This is a genomic window from Rhodoplanes sp. SY1, from assembly GCF_046000175.1.
Lineage (GTDB): Bacteria > Pseudomonadota > Alphaproteobacteria > Rhizobiales > Xanthobacteraceae > Rhodoplanes.
In genome coordinates this window covers 39246-58671 of sequence record NZ_JBEOMB010000002.1, presented here as the reverse complement: position 1 = coordinate 58671, position 19426 = coordinate 39246, and the positions used below count along the sequence as shown (strand labels likewise).

At 69.3% G+C, this 19426-nt stretch carries 16 protein-coding genes; 7 read left to right on the top strand and 9 right to left on the bottom strand.

Going from position 1 to position 19426, the window contains the following annotated elements; all coding sequences use genetic code 11:
• Positions 1–178 precede the first annotated feature (178 nt).
• The 5 genes from ABTU92_RS00560 to ABTU92_RS00540 form a co-directional block, all read right to left on the bottom strand.
• Entirely contained in the window at positions 179–1159 is a 981-nt protein-coding gene (locus ABTU92_RS00560; protein WP_408086610.1) for a Bug family tripartite tricarboxylate transporter substrate binding protein, read from the bottom strand.
• Positions 1160–1436: 277 nt separating this feature from the next.
• Positions 1437–2855, bottom strand: a complete 1419-nt coding sequence (locus tag ABTU92_RS00555; RefSeq protein WP_408086608.1) for an MFS transporter — start codon at positions 2853–2855, stop codon at positions 1437–1439.
• Between the two features lie 148 nt (positions 2856–3003).
• Entirely contained in the window at positions 3004–3960 is a 957-nt protein-coding gene (locus tag ABTU92_RS00550; protein WP_111355435.1) for a dihydrodipicolinate synthase family protein, read from the bottom strand.
• A 106-nt stretch (positions 3961–4066) separates the two neighbouring features.
• Entirely contained in the window at positions 4067–4930 is an 864-nt protein-coding gene (locus ABTU92_RS00545; protein WP_408086606.1) for an IclR family transcriptional regulator, read from the bottom strand.
• A 241-nt stretch (positions 4931–5171) separates the two neighbouring features.
• Positions 5172–6368 (bottom strand): MFS transporter, encoded by a 1197-nt coding sequence (locus tag ABTU92_RS00540; RefSeq protein ID WP_408086604.1) that lies wholly within the window; start codon positions 6366–6368, stop codon positions 5172–5174.
• 151 nt (positions 6369–6519) lie between these two features.
• Here ABTU92_RS00540 and ABTU92_RS00535 point away from each other — a divergent pair, with 151 nt between their 5' ends.
• The gene (locus ABTU92_RS00535; protein ID WP_408086602.1) at positions 6520–7437 is read left to right on the top strand and encodes an MBL fold metallo-hydrolase; all 918 of its coding nucleotides are present in this window, start codon (positions 6520–6522) and stop codon (positions 7435–7437) included.
• On the opposite strand, the gene ABTU92_RS00530 is transcribed toward ABTU92_RS00535, so the two are convergent.
• Positions 7419–8258 carry a DUF1499 domain-containing protein gene (locus tag ABTU92_RS00530; RefSeq protein WP_408086600.1) on the bottom strand — a complete coding sequence of 280 codons (840 nt, stop codon included), beginning with the start codon at positions 8256–8258 and terminating at the stop codon, positions 7419–7421. The genes ABTU92_RS00535 and ABTU92_RS00530 overlap by 19 nt on opposite strands.
• 229 nt (positions 8259–8487) lie before the next feature.
• On the opposite strand from ABTU92_RS00530, the gene ABTU92_RS00525 reads away from it, so the two are divergent.
• On the top strand, positions 8488–9861 hold the full coding sequence (locus ABTU92_RS00525; protein WP_408086598.1) for an aminotransferase: 1374 nt from the start codon (positions 8488–8490) through the stop codon (positions 9859–9861).
• A gap of 342 nt (positions 9862–10203) precedes the next feature.
• Here ABTU92_RS00525 and ABTU92_RS00520 read toward each other — a convergent pair whose 3' ends face one another.
• On the bottom strand, positions 10204–10911 hold the full coding sequence (locus ABTU92_RS00520; protein WP_408086596.1) for a L,D-transpeptidase: 708 nt from the start codon (positions 10909–10911) through the stop codon (positions 10204–10206).
• A gap of 403 nt (positions 10912–11314) precedes the next feature.
• Here ABTU92_RS00520 and ABTU92_RS00515 point away from each other — a divergent pair, with 403 nt between their 5' ends.
• The 4 genes from ABTU92_RS00515 (at position 11315) to ABTU92_RS00500 (ending at position 17006) form a co-directional block, all read left to right on the top strand.
• On the top strand, positions 11315–11536 hold the full coding sequence (locus tag ABTU92_RS00515; protein WP_408086594.1) for a hypothetical protein: 222 nt from the start codon (positions 11315–11317) through the stop codon (positions 11534–11536).
• 352 nt (positions 11537–11888) lie between these two features.
• Entirely contained in the window at positions 11889–12860 is a 972-nt protein-coding gene (locus ABTU92_RS00510) for a magnesium transporter CorA family protein (protein WP_408086592.1), read from the top strand.
• Between the two features lie 165 nt (positions 12861–13025).
• Complete coding sequence (locus tag ABTU92_RS00505; RefSeq protein WP_408086590.1) at positions 13026–14885, top strand: phosphoenolpyruvate carboxykinase (GTP); 1860 nt, start codon at positions 13026–13028, stop codon at positions 14883–14885.
• Positions 14886–15506: 621 nt separating this feature from the next.
• A complete protein-coding gene (locus ABTU92_RS00500; protein ID WP_408086588.1) occupies positions 15507–17006 on the top strand; it encodes a CoA-acylating methylmalonate-semialdehyde dehydrogenase in 1500 nt (499 codons plus the stop codon).
• A 301-nt stretch (positions 17007–17307) separates the two neighbouring features.
• Here ABTU92_RS00500 and ABTU92_RS00495 read toward each other — a convergent pair whose 3' ends face one another.
• Together ABTU92_RS00495 and pdxH are read right to left on the bottom strand one after the other, a co-directional pair.
• Entirely contained in the window at positions 17308–18057 is a 750-nt protein-coding gene (locus tag ABTU92_RS00495; protein WP_408086586.1) for an SDR family NAD(P)-dependent oxidoreductase, read from the bottom strand.
• 85 nt (positions 18058–18142) lie between these two features.
• Positions 18143–18784: a pyridoxamine 5'-phosphate oxidase gene (gene pdxH / locus ABTU92_RS00490; protein WP_408086584.1), complete on the bottom strand. Its 642-nt coding sequence runs from the start codon at positions 18782–18784 to the stop codon at positions 18143–18145.
• A gap of 15 nt (positions 18785–18799) precedes the next feature.
• Between pdxH and ABTU92_RS00485 the strand changes: the two genes are divergently transcribed.
• The gene (locus tag ABTU92_RS00485; RefSeq protein ID WP_408086582.1) at positions 18800–19369 is read left to right on the top strand and encodes an RT0821/Lpp0805 family surface protein; all 570 of its coding nucleotides are present in this window, start codon (positions 18800–18802) and stop codon (positions 19367–19369) included.
• Positions 19370–19426: the final 57 nt, after the last annotated feature.

Genomic DNA, 19426 nt, shown 5'->3' with positions numbered 1-19426 from the left:
CTGTGCGCCGCCCCGGAATGACCGAGCACATGATGCCGGCGCTCAGAACCGGGAGCTCGTCATGCCCGCGCTCGTCACGGGCATGACGAGTTGAAAGCTCGGAAGGACAAGATCGTGGATGGCCGGGACGAGCCCGGCCATGACGAAAGACGTGAGTCGTCGTCGACGAGGGCCGCTCTCACACCGGCTCGAAGTTGACCGACTTCAGAAGCTCGCTGTTGCGCTTCACGTCCTTGACGATGAAGTCGGCGAACGCCTCCGGCGTGCCGCTGACCGGGTCGATGCCGAACTCGGCGAGCTTGCCCGAGGCGGCGAGGTCCTTGATGGCGGCGTTGCAGGCGGCGTTGAGGGCCGTCACGGTCGCGGGCGGCATGCCCTTCGGGCCCCACACGCCGTACCAGGTCGCGTATTCGAGGCCCGGCATGCCGCTCTCCGCGGCGGTCGGGATCTCGGGGGCGAGCCCGGCCCGGGTCTTCGACGTGACGGCGAGCGCCTTGACGTTGCCGCCGCGCGCCATCGGCAGCAGCGCCAGCACCGGGTCGATCATCAGCTGCACATGCCCGGCGGCGACGTCGGTGAGGCCCGGCGCGGTGCCGCGATAGGGGGCGATCGTCAGGTTGATGCCGGCGAGCTTGTTGAACAGAACCGTGGCGAGATGACCCGGCGCGCCGAGCGCGGCCGTCGCGAAGGTCCACTTGTCGGGCTGCTGCTTGGCGTCGGCGACCACCTCGGTGATGGTCTTGAACGGCAGGCCCGGCGCCATCACGAGCAGCATCGGCGCCTCGCCGACACGGGCGATCGGCGTGAAGTCCGTCACCGGGTCGTAGGGCGGGCTCTTCATCACCTGCTTGGCCATGGTGTGCGTCATCGCCGAGAACAGGAGCGTGGTGCCGTCCGGCTCCGCCGAGCGCACGGCCGAGCCACCGATCGAGCCGTTCGCCCCGCCGCGGTTCTCCACCACGATCGTCAGGCCGTACTTCTCCTTCAGCTTCTCGGCGAGCAGGCGGGCGAACACGTCGACGCCGCCGCCGGCCGCGAACGGCACGACGAGGCGGATCGGGCGCTTGGGCAGCGCGTCGGTCTGCGCGAGAGCCGGCGCGAGGCCGAGCGTCCCCAGAGTCGCGGTGGTGGCGATCAGAAAGTCCCGGCGATGAATCATGGTGCAGTCCTTCTTCTTGCTCGTGCGATAGGCGGGCAAAGCGCCCGGATGACCGGCGTCGCCACCGGATCGGCAGCGGCGTTGACGAGACGCGTTCGGCGCGCGAGGTGCGCGCCGCATTACAAAGCGTGGACGGAGCCCGAAGGGCCGAAGACGTCGAAGTCGAAGGTCGGAAGCTCGAGAACCAGAAGTCCGGATGGAAGAGTCCGGGAAGCCAAGTCGAAAACGAAGAGAGAATGGCCGGCCCGAAACCGCGGGCCGGCCGAGTTGCCCCAGGTCAGGGAGACAGTTCTTCCAGCACGCGGCCCTTGGTCTCGATGGCCATCAGCGTGGTGACCACCCCGCCGAGCACCGCGACCCCGGCGAACGCCGCGAACACGTAGGAGATGCCGTAATCGGCCATCAGGAAGCCGACCATCAACGGGCCGATCGACGAGCCCGCCCGCAGCCAGGCGCTGCCCATGCCGGTGCCGATCGCCCGCAGGCGGGTCGGATAGAGCTCGGCCGAGTAGAGGTAGAGCGAGAAGGCGATGGTCTGCAGGATCGCGTAGACGCAGGTCGCCAGCACGAGCACCTGCACGGCCGAGGTGCCGCCGAGGAACGACAGCAGCAGGAGCGGGATCGTCGCCAGGAAGAAGGCGGCGATGTACCAGGGCCGACGGCCGACCTTGTCGATCAGGAGGGCGCAGGCGATGGAGGCCATGACGCCGACCGCCGAGGTGGTCCAGCCGTAGGCGAGCGCGGTCTGCAGCGGCAGCTTGAACACGCTCTTGTAGAGGGTCGGAAGCCACGTGATCATGCCGTTGTTGATCATGTAGGCGCAGACCCACAGCGACCAGATGGTCAGGGTGCGCTTCAGGTAGATGCCCTTGAACAGCTCACGCCAGTCGGACTTCGCCGTCGCCTTCGGGTCGATCGGGCGGACCACCGGCTCGGGCAGCGCGACGCCCCGCTTGGTGACGTCGTTCTCGAGCATCTTGACGACCTTCTCGGCCTCCGCGATGCGGCCCTTCGACGCGAGCCAGCGCGGCGATTCCGGCATCAGCCATCGCAGCGGGATGGTCAGCACCGAGGGGACCAGGCCGACGATGAACATCGCCTTCCAGCCGTAGATCGGCACCAGGAAGTAGCCCACCATGCCGGCGAACATCAGGCCGATCGGGAAGATCACCTCGTAGAGCAGGAAGAAGCGGCCGCGCTTCTTGGCGCCGATGAACTCGTTGATGTAGGCGCTGGCGACCGGAACCTCGGCGCCCGTGCCGATGCCCTGGAAGAAGCGGAACACCATCATCGACAGGCCGCTCCAGGCGAACAGGCAGCCGATGTCCATGGCGACGAACAGGATGATCGTGAACATCAGGACGTGCAGGCGTCCGATTCTCTCGGCGAGCCAACCGAAGAACACGGCGCCGAAGAGCTGGCCGACATAGCCGGCCGAGATGATGAACCCGACCTCCGACGGCGTCAGCTTCCATTCGCCGACCAGCGCCGGCATCGCGAAGGCGATCGCGAGAACCGTGTAGGCATCGAAGAAGGTGGCGATTCCGACGATGACGCGGATCAGCATCAGCCGGCGGGAGACCGGGAGACGCTCGATCCGGGCGACCAGCATCTGGATCGCTTCGGGGGAGACCGCGGGCGCGGCGGCCTTGGTGGCCGCGGCTTGTGCGGCGCCCGCGTAGGCTTGGACGGACATTGGAAACCCCTGTTGTCGCGACGGCGGCCCGCTCGGGGGTGCGAAGGGCACGAGCCTCCAGGTCCGGGCGGCCGATAGGGCCGCCCGGGATGGTCGCGTTGCGGAAGAGAGCGCGGCGCCGCCGGTCGCCCGGCGACGCCCGGCGTCGTCAGGCCGCGATCGCGGCGGGCTGGTCGCTGACGAGACCGGCCGACTTCATCGCGTCGGCGATCTCGACATCGGCACCGGCCGGCAGCGGCAGCAGCGGGGTGCGCACGGTCGCATGGTCGAGGATGCCGCGGGTGACGAGGGCGTGCTTGAGCGCCACCGTGCCCTCCATGTGCGAGCCGCGGTGATACACCGCCTTGGTCACCGGCAGCAGGCGATCGTGCAGGGCGCGCGCCTTGGCGTAGTCCTGCGCCTTGCCGGCCTCGATGAGGGCGATCAGCAGCTCCGGCGCGATGTTGCCGTAGCCGACCAGCGCGCCGTCGACGTCGAACATCGTGTGCAGCAGATACTCGTCGTGGCAGGTGAGCACCTGCAGGTCCGGATGGGCCTTGCGGATCACCGGGATCTCGGTGTCCCAGCGGCGCATGTTGCGCACGCCGTTCTTCATCGCGAAGACGCCCGGCTGCGCGGCGATCTCCATCAGGGTGTCGAGATTGTAGGTCGCCTTGGTGGCGTCCGGATACTGGAACAGGATCAGCGGCAGGCCGGACTCCTCGTAGACGGCCTTGTAGCGGTCCTGCGGGGCGCCCTTCTGATAGCCGAAGCGCAGCCAGCCGTGCGACGGATAGAGGAGGCCGGCCTTGGCGCCCGCCTTCACGGCGCGCTTCGCCTCGGCGGCGGCGACGCCGGTGCCTTCCAGCGTGATGCCGGCGATCACCGGGACGCGGCCGTCGGTCGACGCGACGAAGCTCTCGATCACCGAGGCCTGCTCGTCGGCGGTGAGGAACGTGCCCTCGCCGGCATGGCCGAGCACGACGAGGCCCTTCACGCCCTTGAAGCTGCCGAGCCACGAGCCGAGGCGCTTGATGGCGGCGTGATCGATGGCGCCGTCACGGGTGAACGGCGTCACGGGGGCGGGCACGAGACCCCTGAGATCGAGCTTGTTCTTGGTCGACATGTGGTTCTCCTTTTTGAAGGGGCAGGTGAAAATTCGAAGGGGTAGGTGACGCGGGACGCGGGGGGGCGACGCCGGCGCCGGCCGGCGACGTCGTTTCGGGTTCGGCTCAGAGGCCGGGGACCGAACTGGTGCTGCCCACCGCCTCCTGGGCGCGGGCGATGTGGTGCGCGGTCGCGAGCATCGGCTCGAGCGCGCGGGCTTTCAGATCCTCGTCGGAGGATTGCGACCACGGGGCGACGACGCTGATGGCGCCGGTCGCCCAGCCGTCGGCGCCGATCACCGGCACTGCGAGCAGGCGCAGATCCGGGGTGATGACCGACTTCTCGAGCACGTAGCCGTCGCGCCGCAGGGCGGCGAGCAGCGGGTCGAGGGTGGGGCGGTCGGGAGTCTTCAGGGTCGGGCTCGGATGCCGCGGCGGCGTCGCCAGCACCCGCTCCAGCCGGTTCTCGGGCAGGAAGGCCAGGATGGCGCGGCCGATCGAGGTGACGGCCGCGGGAATCGTCGTGCCGATGCGGATGTCGACGCCCAGTCGTGTGAAGCCAGCCCGCACCCGCTCGATATAGAGAACGTCCCCGCCTTCCAGCACGGCGAAGCTCGCCGCCTCGCTCACCTCGTCGACCAGCGTCTGCAAGAGCGGCCGCACGATGTCGCGCAGATCCTTGTGGGCGATGGCGTTGAAGCCGAGGTCGAGCACCTTCAGCGACAGGCGGAAGCGCCGGCTCTCCGGGATGCGGACGACGTAGCCGGCCGACACCAGGGTGTTGAGCATCCGGAAGGTCGTGCCGGCATCGAGCCCGGACGCGGCGGCGATCTCGCTCAGCGTCATCTCGTCGATGCCGGGCTTGAACGCCTCCAGCACGCGCAGGCCCTTGGCCAGCGACTGGACGGAGCTTTTGCCCTCTTTCGGATCGAGGCGGCGAATCCCCATCGGAGCGGGGCTCATCGTCGTGGTGCCGTTCGGAAGGGACATCGTCATTTCCCTCTTGACACTTTCGGACTGCGAAATTATTTTCGCCTCGTTGAGCAGAAAGTATGACCGGTCGCCGATTGTGTCAACGGCGGACCGACACCTTTGCGCCTGTATCCGCAATCATACGGAAGGCGATAAGTTTTTCGGAATCCGAACAAATTTCAGATCGCGCAACACAGTGGGAGGTTGATCCGGGGGTGTCGCCGCCGGGTGAGCACCCTTCAGCGGCGCGTCGGCGCGGTCATCCGCCGCGCGGCCGGCGCAGCAGCGGCAGCAGCGCCATCACGAGGACGTTCGATCCGAGCATCAGCACGAAGGCGGCGTCGTAGCCGCCGAGCCGGTCGAACGTGACGGCGCCCACATAGGCGCCGAGCCCGCCGGCGATGTGATGCACCATCGTGATCAGACCGGTCAGCCCGCCGAGATGGCGGCTGCCGAAGTGCTGATTGACGAACACCACGGTGAGCGGCGCCGTCACCAGGAAGGTCGCGCCGAACACCAGCGCGAAGATCGCGACCGACACGGGCGACTGGTCGATCAGGATCAGGCCGAACACCGCGAGCCGTGCCACGAAGGACGCGGTCGCCGGCCACAACGGGCCGGCCCGGTCGCTCCAGGCACCCGCCGCCATCACGCCGATCAGCGCGGTGAGCCCCATCACGGCGAGCAGATTGCCGGCCAGATACGCATCGAGCCCGCGGTCCTGCGCCAGCGCGACGACATGGGTGGAGACGAAGAAGTCGTCGAGGCCGCAGATCGCGTAGACGCCGAGCAGCGCCCAGAACGCGCGGGTGCGCGCCGCCTGCCGGATCGACAGGCCGGTCGCGTCGCGTCGCGTGTGCGCCTCGCCGCGCGCCGCGCCGCCGCCCCGGATCGCGCCGAGCAGCAGCGGCAGCAGGATCAGATGCGCGGCGCCGAGCCAGACGAACACCGAGCGCCAGCCGATCGCCACCAGCACGGCGGCGAGCACGGCGATCATCACGAGCTGGCCGAGGCTCATGCCGGCCGTCACGGCGGCGTTGGCGAGCCCGGCGCGGGCCGGGAAGGCGCGCGTCACCATCACGCTCACCGGGATCAGCGAAGCGGCGCCGTTGCCGGCCGCGAACACGACGCCGTACAGCACCAGCGCGTGCCAGGGCGCGGCGACGAGGCTCATCGCGCCGATGCCGATCCCCGCGACGAGCAGTCCGCCGGCGAGCACCAGGCGCGGGCTCGCCCGGTCCGACAGCCGGCCGGCGAGAAACATGCAGACGGCCGACACGACCTGGAACAGCGCCACCGCGAGCCCGAGCTCGGACCGCCCCCAGCCGAGATCGTCGACCACCGCCTTGAGCGTCAACCCGATCGCGAAGCGCGCCCCGCCGCCGACGAACAGCACCGCGAAGCCGGCGACCAGCACCAGCGCCGCGCCGGCGGGGAGGGAGGATTTCGGGGGCATGCAGTTACGGTCACCAGTGGGAAACGACACACGACATCCTGCCAGAGCCGGACAGAGTTTTCCCAGCCTCGTGGTGGCCGAAATGCCCCTTGGCTTCCGCCGCCCGACGGCTTACCTCCTGCGGCGCCACCTTCCAGAAAAGCAGCCCCCGATGAGCAGCAACGAAATCGTCTTCGACAAGAGCTTCGCCCTGCCGCCCGGGCAGGTGGAGGAGGTGGCGCCGGGAGTGCGGCGGCTCTTGTGCGACAACCCGAGCCCGTTCACCTGGAAGGGGACGGTGAGCTACATCCTGGGCCGCGGCAATGTCGCGATCGTCGATCCGGGGCCGGACGATCCGCGCCACGTCGCGGCGCTGCTCGACGCCGTGCGGGGCGAGACCGTCACCCACATCCTGATCACGCACACGCATCGCGACCACTCGCCCGCCGCCGCCGCCGTGAAGGCGGCGACCGGCGCGCCGATCTTCGCCGAGGGGCCGCACCGGCCGTCGCGGCCGATCAATGTCGGCGAGGCGCCGCGGCTGGACGCCAGCGCCGACACCGACTTCCGGCCCGACCATGTGCTGGCCGACGGCGACACGCTCACGGCGGGCGGCTTTTCGGTCGAGACCGTGACGACGCCCGGCCACACCGCGAACCACGTCGCCTTCGCGCTGCGCGGCACCGGGATCCTGCTCTCCGGCGATCACGTGATGGCGTGGGCGACCTCGGTCGTGGCGCCACCCGACGGCGCGATGAGCGACTACATGGAGTCGCTGCGAAAGCTCGCGCGGCGCGGCGAGGCGCTGTACCTCCCCGGCCATGGCGGCGCGGTGCGCGACGCCCAGAACTTCGTCGTCCAGTACATTCGCCATCGCGAAGGGCGTGAGGCCTCGATCCTCGGCCGTCTCAGGAAGGGCGCGGCCGACATCCCGACGCTGGTGCGGGCGATCTATATCGGGCTCGACCCGCGCCTCGTCGGCGCCGCCGGCCTGTCGGTGCTGGCCCATCTCGAGGACATGGCGGCGCGCGGCGTCGTCGTGACCGAGGGCACGCCCTCGGTGACCGGCACCTATCGCCTCGCCGACTGACCGCCCTTGGCGGGGGCGGCCGGCTTCGGCGGCGCCCGTTCCGGCTTCACCACGCTCGTCACGTCGTCGATGTCGTCGAGCAGGCTGCGGACCCGCGCGGCGTTGCTGCCGAAATCGATGCGGCCGTAGCGCGAGGCCGAGCGCATGTCGATGCGGCTGCCCGGCCCGACGGCACGGATGCGGATCGCCACGTCGTCGCGGAACGCCATGATCGGCGTCAGCGCCACGGCCTCGATGAACCCGTCGCGGCGCCCGGCCTGCGGGCTGCGGGCGTTGACGACGCGCCACTTGCGCTTGGTCACCAGCGCCATCGTCGCCTCGTAGGCGGCCTCGGGCGGAACATTGACCATCAGGGGCTCGATGTCCGGCCACATGGCGCGCTGCTGCTCGGCCGTGTAGAGCCCGGCATAGAGCACCGGATTCGCCTGTCGGGTGCGCAGCCGCGCGATCGCCTCGAAGCGCGGCGGGTCGAGCGCGTCGGTGGTGATGTCGGCGATCATCGGCAGCTTGCTCGCCTTGTATCCCAGGTAGGACGGGTAGGCGATCAACGCGGCGCCGAGCGCGAGCGCCGTGACGGCGTGGCCGAAGCCGCGCGCCCCGGACTGCCAGATCACCCCGAAGGCGACGAAGGCGACGAGAATTCCGAGCACGGCCAGCACCAGGCCGGCGCCGAGCGTGACCAGCACGGGCAGCGTGTCGAGCAGGCCGGCGCGGGCGATGACGATCGCCAGCAGGACCACGGCGAGCGAGAACAGGACGAGCCGCCGCGACCAGACGGCGAAGCGGGACAGCGGTTCCTCGGGCAGCCGGCGGCGCGCCATCGTTCAGCCTTTCCGGGCGCGCATGCGTCGGCCCGCCGGCCGCATCGATAGAGCGAAGCGGTGCGGCTGGCAACGTCCGGTCGGGCCTTGCGCCGGGCCGTGCCCGGCCGCGTGATTCGGCGAGCCGTGCCGCGGGCCTCGGCGGCACGGGCACCCGCGCGCGCCGGCGCCGGTCCTGCTATGGTGCCGCACCGCCCCCCGTTTTGCCTGCCTCGTGAAAGTTTCAGCCATGACCGTATTCGGAAACCAAGCCGTCCGCGACATCGAGACCGTTCTGCATCCCTACACGAACCTCGCCGCCCACCGCGACACCGGCCCGTTGATGCTGGAGCGCGGGCAGGGCGTGTTCGTCTACGACACGAGCGGCAAGGACTACATCGAGGGCATGGCGGGCTTGTGGTGCCTGTCGCTCGGCCACGGCAACGAGGAGCTGATCGAGGCCGCCTCCGCGCAGATGCGCAAGCTCTCCTTCGCGCATCTGTTCAACGGCAAGAGCCACGATCCGGCGATCGAGCTCGCCGAGACCCTCAAGGCCCTGATGCCGGTGCCGACCTCAAAGGTGTTCTTCTGCAACTCGGGCTCCGAGGCGAACGACACCCAGGTCAAGCTGGTGCGCTACATGAACAACGCGCTCGGCCGGCCGGAGAGGAAGAAGATCATCGCCCGCGACAAGGCGTATCACGGCGTCACGGTGGCGTCGGCCTCGCTCACCGGCCTGGCCGCGAATCATGCCGACTTCGACCTGCCGATTCCCGGCATCCTGCGCACCGCCTGCCCGCACTACTACCGGGGCGCGCAGCCGGGCGAGAGCGAGGACGACTTCGCGACCCGCCTCGCGGCCGAGCTTGAGGCGCTGATCGAGGCCGAGGGGCCCGAGACGGTCGCCGCCTTCATCGCCGAGCCGGTGATGGGGGCGGGCGGCGTCGTGGTGCCGCCGGCGAGCTACTTTCCGAAGATCCAGGCGGTCTGCGACAAGTACGAGCTGTACGTCATCTCCGACGAGGTGATCTGCGGCTTCGGGCGAACCGGCAAGATGTTCGGCTGCGAGACGCTCGGCTTCCGGCCCGATTCGATCTCGGTCGCCAAGGCGCTGTCCTCCGCCTATGTGCCGATCGCCGCCGTGACGATCCCGGACGTCATGTACGAGGCGATGCTGATCGAGAGCCGCAAGATCGGCACCTTCGGTCACGGCTTCACCTATTCTGGTCATCCGGTCGCGGCCGCGGTCGCGCTGAAGACCCTCGAGATCTATGCGCGGGAGAAGATCGTCGACAAGGTCGCGGCCAGGGCGCCGCAGTTCCTCGGCCATCTGGCGCGGCTCGCCGATCACCCGCTGGTCGGCAACGCCCGCGGCGTCGGGCTCGTCGGCGGCATCGAGCTGGTCGCCGACAAGGCGACAAAGCAGGGCTTCGAGCCGAAGCAGGGCGTCGCCGCGGCCTGCGTGCGCTTCGCCGAGGAGGAGGGCCTGATCGTCCGGGCGCTCGCCAACGACACGATCTCGGTCTGCCCGCCCATGATCATCACGGCCGAGGAGATCGACGAGCTGTTCCGCCGCCTCGACCGGGCACTCGCCCGCACCCAGGAATGGCTACGGAAGGGGTGAATTGCTGTTCGTCCCTGGCGCGTCGCGATAGGCGATGCCGTTGCCCCGAAGGGCTGCCGCGTGCCCCGGACAAGGCGCGGCAGGCCGCAGACCTGATGCGCCGCAGAGCCGGGGCCCAGAAGCCGCCCGACGGGCTGCCTCGTCCGATCGCTCTTGGGTCCCGGTTCACGGCGCGTCGCGCCGCGCCCGGGACACGAGGCCACAATCCAGGCGGCGCCCCGAAATGACGGCCGACCAAGCGAGCCGGGCCGGAGCGCATAAAAAAAGTCCCGCGCCTTCGAAAGACGCGGGACTTTGGATGGCGCCGTGAGCCCCCCAGCCCGGCGCGCAGTGATCAGTCGATCAGTTGTTGCCGAGGCCGGCGACCTTCGCCCCGCTCATCGGCGAGGGCTGGCCGGTGCCGGGCGCCAGCACGACGACCGTCGTGCCCGTCTTCACCCGGCTGTAGAGGTCGATGACGTCCTCGTTGGTCAGCCGGATGCAGCCCGACGAGATCGCCGTGCCGATGTACTCCGGCTGGTTGGTGCCGTGGATGCGGTACAGCGTGTCCTTGCCGTTCGCATAGAGATAGAGCGCGCGCGCGCCGAGCGGGTTCTCGGGACCGCCCGCCACATGCGCCGGCAGGCCCTCGATGCGCTTGTGGATGTCCGGGGTCGGCGTCCAGCCGGGCCACTCGGCCATGTTGCCGACCTTGGCGATGCCGGAGAAGGCGAGCGCCTCCTCGCCGACCGTCACGCCGTAGCGGATCGCCTTCTTGTTCGGCAAAACGAAATAAAGGAACCGGGCATCCGAATCGACCACGATGGTGCCGGGCGTCTCGTTGCGGTGATAGTCGACGATGTGCCGCTGATAGGGCGCCGGGATCGACGCCTTCTGATACGGCGCCCGTGCGAGAAGCTCGCGGTCGCGCGGCTTCAGGGTCGCTTCCGGCGCCGGCTCCGGCGTCGCTGCCGTCACGCACGCGCCGAGAGACAGCCCCGCAAGGACAACCACGATCGCCTTCGGAATCATCACCGGCCCCATCCCGTTCCTGTATTTCGGTCGACTCATGGTGTAACGAAATCCGCCCGGCCGTTCCAGGCTGCGGCGCGCCGGCGTGGCAAGAACGCCCGTGGCTGTTGCGGTTTTGCCGCACATTCCCGGAACTTGGCGAAAATACGGCGAGTTCTCGGGACTTTGCCGGACGCTTGGCATGATTTCGGATGCTGCCAGCATTCCGCGATTAACATGCCGAGCCTTTCGCGGCTCCTTTAACATATGAGCGCTCAACTCGGGCCGACGGCTCGTCGCACAGCGGGCATCCGACCCGTTGCAGGACGGGCATCCGGCCCGTCGATCGGCACCGAATGGCCGCGCTCTCGGACGGTTTTCCACCCAAATCCGCCGAGGTCGGTCGCCATTTCCGGGGCGCCCCGGCCGAGGCCGCCGGGTGAAGCCCCTCGAGGAGTTCGACATGACGAAGACTGCCCAAGATAAGGCTGTGTCAGCCCAGGCTGTGTCGGCCCAGGCTGCCGGCGCCATCGCCGACGCCACCCACGACCAGCATTTCGCCCGCATCGGCATCGGCGCCGTCGCGGCGGCGGTGAACTGCCAGCATCTCCCGGAGCCGGCCAAGCTCGTCCACACCGCCGAGGACGACGAGTGCTGGGGCGGCCACCACGACTTCGCGGCCTGACGGCCCGAAGCCATCCGACCCAGACCGCGACGATCCGGCGCCGGGCCGCGTGCCCGGGCCGGCAAGCCGCCGCCGCGCCGCCCTGGCGCGGCCCATCTCCGGCGTCGTCTCCGCGCGCTCGGGCCGGGGCGGTGCCGCGCCGGCGTCGGCGGCCTCCTGCGTCTCCGGTCTTTGGCTCTCCACCCGCCTCTCGCCCCCGCCCGCGCTCGCATCGCCGACGCGCGCGTCGCCGCTCCCGTCGGCGATGCGGCCGGACCGCGGCATCGCCCGCAAGGGACTTGCGAAAATCGCCGAATAGGTCTCGATTACGCTCAGCCGCTTCGGCGGAGTTCCTTGTCACCGCCGAGGCCCGATGCTCGTCGTCAAGCTTCCCACCGGCACGACGCTCGAGGGGCGCGTCATCGCGCCCGACGAGGAGATTCCCGACTCGGCCGTGTGGATCGACCTCGTCTCGCCGGTGCCGCCCGAGGACAAGATGGTGGAGCGGGCCGTCGGGGTCTATGTCCCGACCCGCGAGGAGATGCAGGAGATCGAGCCGACCAGCCGGCTCTATGTCGAGAACGGCGCCCGCTACATGACGGCGACGCTGATGTGCCGCTCGGACTCCGACAGCCCGACCACCACGGCCGTCACCTTCATCCTGGCCGGCCACCGGCTCATCACGGTGCGCTACGACGAGCCGAAGCCGTTCAGCCTGGTCGCCAACAAGCTCGCCCGCCAGTGCTCGGCCACGATCTCGGGCGAGATCGTGTTGATGGAGCTCCTCGACGCCATCATCGACCGCTCCGCCGACATTCTCGAGCGGATCGGCACCGAGGTGGACGCGGTGTCGCGCACCATCTTCCTGCCGGAGCGGCCGGGCGGGCGCATCCGCAGCCAGGACATCCTGCGCGAGATCGGCCGCACCGGCGACCTCACCTCCAAGGCGCGCGAGTGCCTGGTCTCGATCGGCCGGCTGGTGCTCTACCTCGCCAACGAGGCGGACGGGCTGCGCTGGGCCAAGGATCAGCGCGCGACCCTCAAGGGCATGCAGCGTGACGTCCAGTCCTTGTCCGATCACGCCACGTATCTCGCCAACAAGATCACGTTCCTGCTCGACGCCATGGTGGGTGTCGTCACCATCGAGCAGAACAACATCATCAAGATCTTCTCGGTCGCCGCCGTGGTGCTGATGCCGCCCACGCTCGTCGCGTCGATCTACGGCATGAACTTCAAGCATATGCCGGAACTCGACTTCCCTTATGGCTACCCGATGGCGCTGGTCCTGATGGTGGTCGCGGCGGTCGTGCCCTACGTGTTTTTCAAGCTGAAGAAATGGCTGTGACGCGCGCCGGCCGGCCGCCGGGCGACGCCCTCCAGGGCCGCGGCGCGGTCCCGTCAGCGATGCAATTGCGGGAATTTACCTATGCGATGCGCGCTCGCCCGCATGGCGAGTGTTCCATGAAGCTGCTATAGCCCGACAGATCGACACTGGAGCGGACCGAGGGACATGTTGGCGACGACGAAGATTCCCCCCCATGTGAAAAGCGAGCGCCTGAAGGCCTGGGTGACCGAGATGATCGCCCTGTGCAAGCCGGCGGACGTGCACTGGTGCGACGGGTCTCAGGAAGAGTATGACGATCTCTGCGAGCAGCTCGTCCAGGCCGGCACCTTCAAGCGCCTCAACCCGGCCAAGCGGCCGGGGTCGTACCTCGCCTTCTCCGACCCGAGCGACGTCGCCCGCGTCGAGGACCGCACCTACATCTGCAGCCTCAAGAAGGAGGATGCCGGGCCGACCAACAACTGGGTCGACCCCAAGGAGATGAAGGCGACGATGACGAAGCTGTACGACGGCTGCATGGCCGGTCGCACGCTCTACGTCATTCCGTTCTCGATGGGGCCGATCGGCTCGAACATCTCCTACATCGGCTACGAGATCACCGACTCGGCCTACGTCGTCACCAACATGAAGCTGATGACGCGCATGGGGCGCGCCGTCGACGAGGCGCTCGGCGACTCGGACGTCTTCGTGCCGTGCCTGCACTCGGTCGGCGCGCCGCTCGCGCCCGGCGAGAAGGACGTCTCCTGGCCGTGCAATCCGACCGTGAAGTACATCGTGCACTTCCCGGAGGAGCGGCTGATCTGGTCCTACGGCTCGGGCTACGGCGGCAACGCGCTCCTCGGCAAGAAGTGCCTCGCGCTGCGCATCGCCTCGGTGCTCGGTCGCGACGAGGGCTGGATGGCCGAGCACATGCTCATCCTCGGCGTCACCGACCCGAAGGGCCGCAAGACCTACGTGGCGGCGGCGTTCCCGAGCGCCTGCGGCAAGACCAACTTCGCGATGCTGATCCCGCCCAAGGAGATCGAGGGCTGGACGGTCTCGACCATCGGCGACGACATCGCCTGGCTGAAGCCCGGCGCCGACGGCAAGCTCTACGCCATCAATCCGGAGGCCGGCTATTTCGGCGTCGCGCCGGGGACGAACTACAAGACCAACCCCAACGCGATGCGGACCATCGAGAAGAACACCATCTTCACCAACGTCGCGCTGACCGACGACGGTGACGTGTGGTGGGAGGGCATGGACGGCGAGCCGCCCGCGCACGCGATCGACTGGCAGGGCAAGGACTGGACTCCGGACTGCGGCCGCAAGGCGGCGCATCCGAACAGCCGCTTCACCGTGCACGCCTCGCAGAACCCGGCGATCGATCCCGAGTACGAGAACCCGAAGGGCGTGCCGATCTCGGCGCTGATCTTCGGCGGTCGCCGCTCGACCGTGACGCCGCTCGTCTACCAGTCGCTGTCGTGGGCGTTCGGCGTCTACGCCGCCGCCACCATGGGCTCGGAGATGACGGCCGCCGCCTTCGGCAATATCGGCGAGGTGCGCCGCGACCCGATGGCGATGATCCCGTTCTGCGGCTACCACATGGGGAGCTACTTCAACCACTGGCTCGACATGGGCCGCAAGTTCCCGATCCCGCCGCGCATCTTCAACGTCAACTGGTTCCGCAAGGACAAGGACGGCAAGTTCCTGTGGCCGGGCTACGGCGAGAACATGCGCGTCCTGAAGTGGATCGTCGAGCGCGCGAACGGCAACGCGCGGGCCGTCGAGAGCCCGCTCGGCTACACCCCGACCTACGACGACATCGACTGGCGCGGCAGCGACTTCACCCACGAGCAGTTCGAGGAGGTGATGTCGGTCGACCGGGCCGAGTGGATGAAGGAGATCCTCAGCCACGAGGAGCTGTTCATCAAGCTGTTCGACCGCCTGCCGAAGGAGCTGCTCGCCGTGCGCGACCTGATCCTCTCCGGCCTCTACCGCTCGCCGAACCGCTGGCTGCCGCCGGACTACGGCACGATCAACAGCTGATCTTTATCGCGATCACGCGAGACGCGACGGCCGGGCGAAAGCCCGGCCGTTTTGTTGTGAGACGGCTTTGCATGAGAAGTCATCCCGGGGCGCGGACCCGAGGGTCCGCGGGCCCGGGATCCACGACACCGGCGGCCGCGAACCTCGACCCGTCATCCTGAGGTGCTCGCGCAGCGAGCCTCGAAGGATGCGGTCCGGGCCGTCGCCCTTCGAGGCCCGGCTTCGCCGGGCACTTCAGGTGACGGGGAGAGTCGATCGTCCGAGCCTTTGGTATGAGTCTCGGCGTTGGCGGCTCTCGACAGATCGAAGATATGGGTTCCGGGCTGGCTGCTTCGCAGCGCCCCGGAACGACGGGGGACGGAGGTGCGCCGCGCCGCCGTGCCTTCCGCACCAATGGCCCGATTGGTCGCTCGCCGGGCCTTTCACCCTGCGCGGGGCTCGGGCTAGAGTGGAGCCACTGAAGTCGACCCACCTTCCGCTCGGTTCCGCGCAAGCGGGACTCCTGAGCTGCACGTCGTGACGCCCTTGGGTCCCCGCCTTCGCGGGGACGAGCGGACGCTGCCGATTCAGCGCCACCGAAACTCGCTGCAGACTCGCTGCCCGTTCTTCGAGAGACCTCCGATGCCTGTCGATATCCCCCATTTCGTCGCCGGGGCGCGCGTGCCCGGCCGCAGCGGCCGCACGGCCCCGGTGTTCGATCCCGCCACCGGCGAGGTCACCGGCACGGTGCCGCTCGCCTCGCGCGACGAGGTGAACGCCGCCGTCGCCGCCGCGCACCGCGCCTTTCCGGCCTGGGCCGCGACCCCGCCGCTGCGCCGCGCGCGCATCCTCGCCCGCTTCCTGCGTCTCCTGGAGGACCGCACCGACGATCTCGCCGCCGTCATCACGGTCGAGCACGGCAAGGTGCTGTCGGACGCCAAGGGCGAGGTGCAGCGCGGCCTCGAGGTGGTGGAGTTCGCCACCGCCGCGCCGCAGCTCCTCAAGGGCGAGATGACCGAGAATGTCGGCACCAGCGTCGACAGCCACTCGATCCGCCAGCCGCTCGGCGTCGTCGCCGGCATCACGCCGTTCAACTTCCCGGCCATGGTGCCGCTGTGGATGCTCCCGGTGGCGCTCGCCTGCGGCAACTGCTTCGTGCTGAAGCCGTCGGAGCGCGACCCGTCCGCGTCGCTGCTGCTCGCCGACTGGCTGAAGGAGGCCGGCTTGCCGGACGGCGTGTTCTCGGTGGTGCACGGCGACAAGGAGGCGGTCGACGCGCTCCTTGAGAACCCCGACATCGCGGCGGTGTCGTTCGTCGGCTCGACGCCGATCGCCAAGTACATCTACGAGACCGCGACCCGCAGCGGAAAGCGGGCGCAGGCGCTCGGCGGCGCCAAGAACCACATGGTGGTGATGCCCGACGCCGATCTCGACCAGGCCGTCGACGCGCTGATGGGCGCCGCCTACGGCTCGGCCGGCGAGCGCTGCATGGCCGTGTCGGTCGCCGTGCCGGTCGGCGAGAGGACGGCCGATGCGCTGATCGCCCGCCTCGCGCCGCGCGTCCGGGCGCTGAAGATCGGCCCCGGCACCGATCCCGAGGCCGAGATGGGGCCGCTCGTCACCAGGCAGCATCTCGACAAGGTGCGCGGCTATGTCGACGTCGGCGTGCAGGAAGGCGCCGAGCTCGTCGTCGACGGGCGCGGCCTGAAGCTGCAGGGCCACGAGAACGGCTTCTTCATCGGCGGCTCGCTGTTCGACCGCGTCACGCCGTCGATGCGCATCTACAAGGAAGAGATCTTCGGCCCGGTGCTGGCGGTGGTGCGGTCCCAAAGCTTCGAGGATGCGGTGGGGCTGATCAACGCGCACGAATACGGCAACGGCACCGCGATCTTCACCCGCGACGGCGACGCCGCCCGCGAGTTCGCGACGCGAATCCAGGTCGGCATGGTCGGCATCAACGTGCCGATCCCGGTGCCGATGGCGTTCCACTCCTTCGGCGGCTGGAAGGCGTCGCTGTTCGGCGACCATCACATGCACGGCCCCGAAGGCGTGCGCTTCTACACCCGCCTCAAGACCATCACGACCCGCTGGCCGACCGGCATCCGCTCCGGCGCCGAGTTCGTGATGCCGACGATGAAGTGAGGACGACGCGACGGAGCGGCTCGGCGAGTCGACTCTGTTCCGCCCTCGTCCAGAGGAGCCCGGTGCGAGGCCTCGTGCCCCGGACAAGGCGCGTCAGGCCGCAGGTCTGACGCGCCGCAGAGCCGGGGCCCAGGGGCCGCACGACGGGACCACGAAAAGCCGCTCGGCGACCGCCTCACGTGGCGCCCCTGGATCCCGGTTCGCGGCGCGTCGCGCCGCGCCCGGCACACGAGGCCTCGGCCGGTGGCCGCATGGTTCGAGACGCGCTCCTTCGGAGCGCTCCTCACCATGACGGGAGAGGCTACACGTGCTGGCCGCCGTTGATGTGGATCTCGGCGCCGTTCACGTAGGACGAGGTCTCGGTGCACAAGACGTAGATGATCTTGGCCACCTCGTCGGTGGTGCCGAGCCGCTGCATCGGGATTTGCGCCACGATCTTGTCGGTGCCGGGGGACAGGATCGCCGTGTCGATCTCGCCCGGCGCGATGGCGTTGACCCGGATGCCGACCCGGCCGAAGTCCGACGCCATCTCGCGGGTCAGCGCGGCGAGTGCCGCCTTCGAGGTCGAGTAGGCGGAGCCGGCGAACGGATGCACGCGCGAGCCGGCGATCGAGGTGACGTTGACGACCGAGCCCTTGGCCGCCTTCAGCTCGTCGATCAGGCCGCGCGCCAGCATCACGGGCGCGAAGAAGTTCACCTGGAACACCGACTGCCAGGTGTCGAGCGTCGTGTTGATGGTGCTCAGCCGGCCGCCCTCCTCGTCCTTGGGCGAGATGCCGGCGTTGTTGACCAGCGCATGCAGCTCGCCGTCGAGCCGCTCTTTCACCTCGGCGATCGCCTCGCGGGTGGAGGCCGGATCGGCGAGGTCGACCTGGATGTGGTCCTCCGGGCCGCTCGCCCACGGGCAGTTCTCCGGGAAGGCGTGGCGCGAGCAGGTGATGACCCGCCAGCCGGCGGCCGAGAAGCGCTTCACGGTGGCGTGCCCGATGCCGCGGCTCGCACCGGTGAGCAGAAGTGTGCGGCGCGGCTGGTTGCTGATCGGCGTGGTCATGAGCGGCCTCCGGTCGACGGGTCGAAGCGTCGGGTCAATGGCAAGGTGGTGAAAAGATCAGGACAAGATCGGGAGCAGGGTCGGGTCAGGGGTAGAGACGGAACTTGGTCCACGGGGCGCTCGGGCGCTCGCGCTTGAACACGACGCGGTCGTGCAGGCGGAACGGCCGGTCCTGCCAGAACTCGATCGACAGCGGCGCGATCCGGTAGCCGACCCAGGTCGGCGGCCGCGGCACGCTGCCGATCGCATACTTGGCCGTGTAATAGGCGACCGATTTCTCGAAGGCCAGTCGGCTCTCCAGCGGGCTCGACTGCTTGCTGGCCCAGGCGCCGATCTTCGACTGGCGCGGCCGGCTGTCGAAATAGGCGTCCGACTCGGCGTCCGGGACCTGCGAGACCGGGCCGCGCAGCCGCACCTGGCGCTGCAGCGACTTCCAGTGGAAGACCGCGGCGGCCGACGGGTTCGCGGCGATCTCCTGGCCCTTCTGGCTGGTCTGGTGCGTGTAGAACACGAAGCCGCGCTCGTCGAAGCCCTTGAGCAGCACCATCCGGACGTTCGGCATGCCGCCGGCGTCGGCCGTGGCGATCGCCATGGCGTTCGGGTCGGCCGGCTCGCTCTTGCGCGCCTCCTCGAACCAGGTCTCGAACAGCACGAAGGGCTCGTCGGATTCGGTGAAATCACCGGACGTTAACCGGATCGGTTGTTCAATCGGACGAGTGTCGGACATGGTTCGGAGCACCTCTTGGCAGTCGATCAGCCGGCTTTCACGGTCGGGTCCGGGCCTTATAGGCCCGGTGGCCCCGGTCGCCTACGCCGCCGTGGTGGGGGCCGCCACCGGCGTGGCGTATGGGCCGTCGGGGTCGCCGTCGCGCTGCTGACCGGGCTGCTCGGCAGTGGCTGTGCCTATCAATTAGGGTCGCTCGGCGGGAAAGACGAGGACCAGCTCGCCGCCACCGGGGCGCTCGGGGCGCGAACCGTGACCGGCGGCCATATCGGCGCGACCGGCACCGGGTCGCCCGCCGAGGCGGCGCTGCCCGGCGAAGCCGACCTCGCCCTCGCCCGCACGGCGATCGCCGAGGCGCTCGGCAAGAGCGGCACCACCACGAGCTCGTCCTGGGAGAACCCGACGACCGGCGCGCGCGGCACCGTCACGCCGATCACCTCGGCCTACCGGGAGGACGGGCGGACCTGCCGCGACTTCCTGGCGAGCCATGTCCGCGACGGCGCCGAGACCTGGCTGGAGGGCGGCGCCTGCCGGGCCGGCCACGGCCGCTGGGAGGTGAAGCGGCTGAAGCCCTGGAAGCGAGCCTGAGCCGGGCGCGCCCGGCGCGGCCCCGCGCCGTTATCCATCCCGTCGATCGGCGCCCGA

Coding starts and splice junctions, on each gene's coding strand:
- ABTU92_RS00540 (WP_408086604.1), bottom strand. CDS start 6,368: ATGCCCCCGAAATCCTCCCTCCCCGCCGGCGCGGCGCTGGTGCTGGTC.
- ABTU92_RS00525 (WP_408086598.1), top strand. CDS start 8,488: ATGACCGTATTCGGAAACCAAGCCGTCCGCGACATCGAGACCGTTCTG.
- pdxH (WP_408086584.1), bottom strand. CDS start 18,784: ATGTCCGACACTCGTCCGATTGAACAACCGATCCGGTTAACGTCCGGT.
- ABTU92_RS00495 (WP_408086586.1), bottom strand. CDS start 18,057: ATGACCACGCCGATCAGCAACCAGCCGCGCCGCACACTTCTGCTCACC.
- ABTU92_RS00560 (WP_408086610.1), bottom strand. CDS start 1,159: ATGATTCATCGCCGGGACTTTCTGATCGCCACCACCGCGACTCTGGGG.
- ABTU92_RS00515 (WP_408086594.1), top strand. CDS start 11,315: ATGACGAAGACTGCCCAAGATAAGGCTGTGTCAGCCCAGGCTGTGTCG.
- ABTU92_RS00500 (WP_408086588.1), top strand. CDS start 15,507: ATGCCTGTCGATATCCCCCATTTCGTCGCCGGGGCGCGCGTGCCCGGC.
- ABTU92_RS00555 (WP_408086608.1), bottom strand. CDS start 2,855: ATGTCCGTCCAAGCCTACGCGGGCGCCGCACAAGCCGCGGCCACCAAG.
- ABTU92_RS00510 (WP_408086592.1), top strand. CDS start 11,889: ATGCTCGTCGTCAAGCTTCCCACCGGCACGACGCTCGAGGGGCGCGTC.
- ABTU92_RS00530 (WP_408086600.1), bottom strand. CDS start 8,258: ATGGCGCGCCGCCGGCTGCCCGAGGAACCGCTGTCCCGCTTCGCCGTC.
- ABTU92_RS00545 (WP_408086606.1), bottom strand. CDS start 4,930: ATGTCCCTTCCGAACGGCACCACGACGATGAGCCCCGCTCCGATGGGG.
- ABTU92_RS00520 (WP_408086596.1), bottom strand. CDS start 10,911: ATGAGTCGACCGAAATACAGGAACGGGATGGGGCCGGTGATGATTCCG.
- ABTU92_RS00505 (WP_408086590.1), top strand. CDS start 13,026: ATGTTGGCGACGACGAAGATTCCCCCCCATGTGAAAAGCGAGCGCCTG.
- ABTU92_RS00535 (WP_408086602.1), top strand. CDS start 6,520: ATGAGCAGCAACGAAATCGTCTTCGACAAGAGCTTCGCCCTGCCGCCC.
- ABTU92_RS00550 (WP_111355435.1), bottom strand. CDS start 3,960: ATGTCGACCAAGAACAAGCTCGATCTCAGGGGTCTCGTGCCCGCCCCC.